At 38.8% G+C, this 4,198-nt stretch carries 5 protein-coding genes; 4 read left to right on the forward strand and 1 reads right to left on the reverse strand.

Features of this window, described 5'->3' with window-relative positions; genetic code table 11:
• Nucleotides 1-163: 163 nt before the first annotated feature.
• Entirely contained in the window at nucleotides 164-529 is a 366-nt protein-coding gene (locus G636_RS0114300; protein ID WP_026508596.1) for an ArsR/SmtB family transcription factor, read from the reverse strand.
• A 162-nt stretch (nucleotides 530-691) separates the two neighbouring features.
• On the opposite strand from G636_RS0114300, the gene G636_RS0114305 reads away from it, so the two are divergent.
• From G636_RS0114305 to G636_RS0114320, 4 genes are all read left to right on the forward strand, one after another.
• Nucleotides 692-1,210 (forward strand): methyltransferase family protein, encoded by a 519-nt coding sequence (locus G636_RS0114305; protein WP_026508597.1) that lies wholly within the window; start codon nucleotides 692-694, stop codon nucleotides 1,208-1,210.
• Between the two features lie 28 nt (nucleotides 1,211-1,238).
• Nucleotides 1,239-1,457, forward strand: a complete 219-nt coding sequence (locus G636_RS0114310) for a cation transporter (protein WP_026508598.1) — start codon at nucleotides 1,239-1,241, stop codon at nucleotides 1,455-1,457.
• A gap of 71 nt (nucleotides 1,458-1,528) precedes the next feature.
• Complete coding sequence (locus G636_RS0114315; RefSeq protein ID WP_026508599.1) at nucleotides 1,529-3,406, forward strand: heavy metal translocating P-type ATPase; 1,878 nt, start codon at nucleotides 1,529-1,531, stop codon at nucleotides 3,404-3,406.
• Between the two features lie 45 nt (nucleotides 3,407-3,451).
• Entirely contained in the window at nucleotides 3,452-4,051 is a 600-nt protein-coding gene (locus G636_RS0114320; RefSeq protein ID WP_026508600.1) for a class I SAM-dependent methyltransferase, read from the forward strand.
• Nucleotides 4,052-4,198: the final 147 nt, after the last annotated feature.

Genomic DNA, 4,198 nt, shown 5'->3' on the forward strand with positions numbered 1-4,198 from the left:
GGAAATGACATAGAAAAAGAGGATGAAGGAACTATTCCAACATCCTCTTTGATTCTTTTTGTCCCCGAGTCCAATGTTAACTTAATGACATTGGTATTATTACCCGGCTTTTTTTATCCACTTTTTTGTTTCAGACTATCTATACCGTTTTTCTATCTTGAGACTAACGCGGGCAGTTTATGTCGGCGATGTCTTCTATTGTGGTATGAAGTTTCCAAACAAGGGGTGTTTCGGCAACCTTGTAATAGACTTCCTTGCCGTCGCGTCTTGTGGTAAGTAGGCCGGCGGTTTTGAGAAGCTTGAGATGATGGGCTACGGCAGGAGATGACATAGAGATAAGGGCAGCAATATCCTGAACACACTCTTCTGTATGGCATAGAATCCAAAAGATACGGAGTCTGGTAGGGTCACCAAGTTGTTTCATAGCCTCAGCAACTGATGCAACTGCGTCATCAGCAGGCATACTACGCATAAGTATTTTTTCTTCTTCTTCGCTGTGATGATGATGAGGTAGTATCATGTCTCCCATATATATATTCTCCTGAGAAATTGAATGTGTTATTTATGTTACATTTTAACATAACATTAAAAGATTAAACAAATATTTAATTGAGTGTTGACAGAATCTTTATTATGATGTATTGTTGTTATAAACAATTAAACAGATATTTAATCGTTAAGGAGGAGACAAGTGTTTAAGAGTTTTAAAAATTATGTTAAAGAAGGACAAAAGCTTCCTATGTTTGGAGTGGGTCCATATCTCATATATGGCATAGCTCTGTTACATGCTGTAGTTATATATATGACAAGTTATGTACTTAAGTCGGGAATTACACAGGGAGGATGGATTTATCTCTATCAGGTGGCAGGAATTATACTGAGCCTTGCTGGAGTATCGGTCTGGTTTATAGGAGCATTAAAATCCGGTATGGACAAGAATATTACAGAGAATATTCTTAAGACTGACGGTATATATGCCTGGGTAAGAAATCCTATGTATAGTGGTATATGGCTACTGATCATTGGCATCAGCCTTATGTGGCATAACATATTCATCCTTCCGTTTTTATTGGTGGATTGGATGATCATAACTGATGTACTTAAAAATACAGAAGAAAAGTGGTTGCTTGATTTATACGGAGAAGAGTACAAGAAATATAAAGTTAAAGTAAATCGTATTATACCTTGGATTCCAAAGAAAAAAATATAATCATTATAAAGAAAAGGAGAAAGAAAATATGAAAAAGAGTTACAAGATTGAGGTTGATTGCGCTAACTGTGCTAACAAGATGGAGGAAGCAGCTAAGAAGACTGCTGGCGTTGCAGATGCAAGCGTTAACTTTATGGCACTTAAGATGAAGGTTGAATTTGAAGAAGGCGCAGATGTAGATAAAGTTATGAAAGATGTACTTGCAAACTGCAAGAAAGTAGAAGATGATTGTGAAATCTTTTTATAAGATTTAGAGATAATACAGTAAGGCTACGAGGCCGGATTACATGAGATAATCTCATGATTAGGGTAGAGACTATGAACAAGAAGCAGAAGAAGAACCTGATAAGAATTATTATAACTTCAGTGATTTTGGTGGGACTTCATTTTGTACCAGCCAAAGGTTTAGTAAGATTCGGATTATATCTGATTCCTTATCTGATTATAGGTTATGACATACTGATTAAGGCTTTTAAGGGAATTAAGAACCGTCAGGCATTTGACGAAAGTTTACTTATGGCTATTGCAACTATAGGAGCTATAGCACTTGCTCTTTATAGCAGTGGTGATTATGTAGAAGCCATAGCAGTTATGCTTTTCTATCAGGTTGGAGAGTGGTTCCAGAGCTACGCTGTAGGAAGAAGTCGTAAGAGCATATCAGATCTTATGGATATAGCTCCTGACTATGCCAATATTGAAGGCGAAGATGGAGAACTTGAGGAAGTTGATCCGGATGATGTTGAGATAGGTACTGTTATAGTAGTTAAGCCTGGTGAGAAGGTTCCTATCGACGGAGTAGTTGTAGAAGGGCATTCTTCTTTAGATACGGCAGCTCTTACCGGGGAGTCTCTTCCGAGAGATGTGGTAGAAGGCAGCGAGGTTATCTCAGGATGTATCAATCTTAATGGACTTATTAAGGTAAGAACTACTAAAGAGTTTGGAGAATCTACTGCTTCGAAAGTATTAGAGCTTATAGAGGATGCAGGTTCTAGAAAGTCTAAGTCTGAGAACTTTATTACAAAGTTTGCCAGAGTATATACACCGATAGTTGTATATGCTGCAATTGGGCTTGCTATAGTGCCACCGCTTGTTAGCATGGCATTTGGACTTAATGCTAACTGGGGTAGCTGGATATACAGGGCACTTACCTTCTTAATAGTTAGTTGTCCATGCGCGCTTGTTATATCTATACCACTTTCATTCTTTGCAGGACTTGGCGCTGCAAGTAAAAAGGGCGTTCTTGTTAAGGGTTCCAACTATATGGAGACACTTTCAAATACAAGAACAGTAGTATTTGATAAGACAGGAACTCTTACAAAGGGAAGTTTCACTGTAACTGCAGTACATCCTGAGGAACTGGATGAGGAGGAACTGCTTCATATGGCAGCACATGTAGAAAGATATTCTAGTCATCCTATAGCTCAGTCACTTAGAGATGCATACGCACATGAGAAGGACGACTGCAGTGTTGAGAATATAGAAGAAGTAGCAGGCCATGGAATTAAGGCTACTATTAATGGAAAGACGGTATGCGTTGGTAATTCCAAGATGATGGAAAGTATAGGTGCAGACTGGAAGCCTTGCCATCATGTAGGAACTATTATACATGTAGCTATAGATGGCAGATATGAAGGCCACATCGTTATTTCGGATGTACCTAAGGAAGGTAGTAAAGAAGCTATCGCTTCACTTAAGAAGAATGGTATCAGACAGACAGTTATGCTTACAGGTGACAGCAAGGAAGTTGCTGATCATGTAGGTAGTGAGCTTGGACTTGATATTATAAAAAGTCAGCTCCTTCCACAGGATAAGGTATCTGAAGTGGAAAGGATGCTTGATGACAGGGATTCGGAAAAGGAGATACTGGCATTTGTCGGGGATGGAATTAATGATGCTCCAGTGTTATCACGAGCAGATATAGGTATCGCCATGGGAGGTCTTGGTAGTGATGCAGCTATAGAGGCAGCGGATGTAGTTCTTATGGACGATGATCCTAGAAAGATAGTTACAGCTATCCGCATCTCTAGAAAGTGCCTTCGCATAGTTAAGGAAAATATCTGGTTCGCAATTGGTGTTAAGGTACTTGTACTTATACTGGGCGCACTGGGATTTGCTAACATGTGGGCAGCTATTTTCGCCGATGTAGGTGTAACTGTTATTGCTGTAATTAACGCAATTAGATGTATGAAGATATAAAGTGTTAGTGGTAAGAATATATAAGCTTGTCTGAAGGAGAGAATTATGTTTTGGGATAAAGTTTCTGGTTTATATGATTTGCTTGAAACTGTCTTTAACGGCAAAGTATATACTAATACAGGACTTGTTGTAGCTGATGAGATAGAAACTGATGATTATGTACTTGAATGTGCATGCGGAACAGGTGCCATAAGCAAGTATATAGCTCCAGTATGTACGAAGTTAGTCGCAACTGATTATTCTGTAAATATGCTTAAGGTAGCAGCAAAGAATATGAAGCCATACGATAACGTGATTATTAAGAGAGCGGATATTACTAATCTTAAGTCTAAAGATGAGGTATTTGACAAGGTAGTTGCAGGAAACGTAATTCACCTCTTAGATGATCCTTATGCTGCTTTAGACGAATTGTTCAGAGTTTGCAAGACAGGCGGAAAGGTAATAATCCCAACATATACAACTCTTCATAATGGTAAACCAAGTTTCTTTGTATCCTTGTTTAAGAAAGCTGGCGCCAGCTTCCAGCGTGAATTCGACCTTGATTCCTACAAACAATTCTTCGCCGACGGCGGATACGAGGATGTAGAGTATCATGTAGTAGATGGAGCCATTCCTTGTGTTGTAGCGGTGCTGGTAAAGAAATAAATAAGGGGTTTCGCCTTAATAACTTAGTAATATAAATCGCCCAGTTTGCTTGACCAATGTCATTAAGTTAACATTGGACTCGGGGACAAAAAGAATCAAAGAGGATGTTGGAATAGTTCCTTCATCCTCTTTTTCTATGTCATTTCC

The organism is Butyrivibrio sp. MC2013, assembly GCF_000424585.1.
GTDB lineage: Bacteria > Bacillota > Clostridia > Lachnospirales > Lachnospiraceae > Butyrivibrio.

What these genes read in the sequence shown, in the direction of transcription:
- G636_RS0114300 (WP_026508596.1), bottom strand. Translation starts at nt 529, where the DNA reads ATGGGAGACATGATACTACCTCATCATCATCACAGCGAAGAAGAAGAA.
- G636_RS0114310 (WP_026508598.1), top strand. Translation starts at nt 1,239, where the DNA reads ATGAAAAAGAGTTACAAGATTGAGGTTGATTGCGCTAACTGTGCTAAC.
- G636_RS0114315 (WP_026508599.1), top strand. Translation starts at nt 1,529, where the DNA reads ATGAACAAGAAGCAGAAGAAGAACCTGATAAGAATTATTATAACTTCA.
- G636_RS0114320 (WP_026508600.1), top strand. Translation starts at nt 3,452, where the DNA reads ATGTTTTGGGATAAAGTTTCTGGTTTATATGATTTGCTTGAAACTGTC.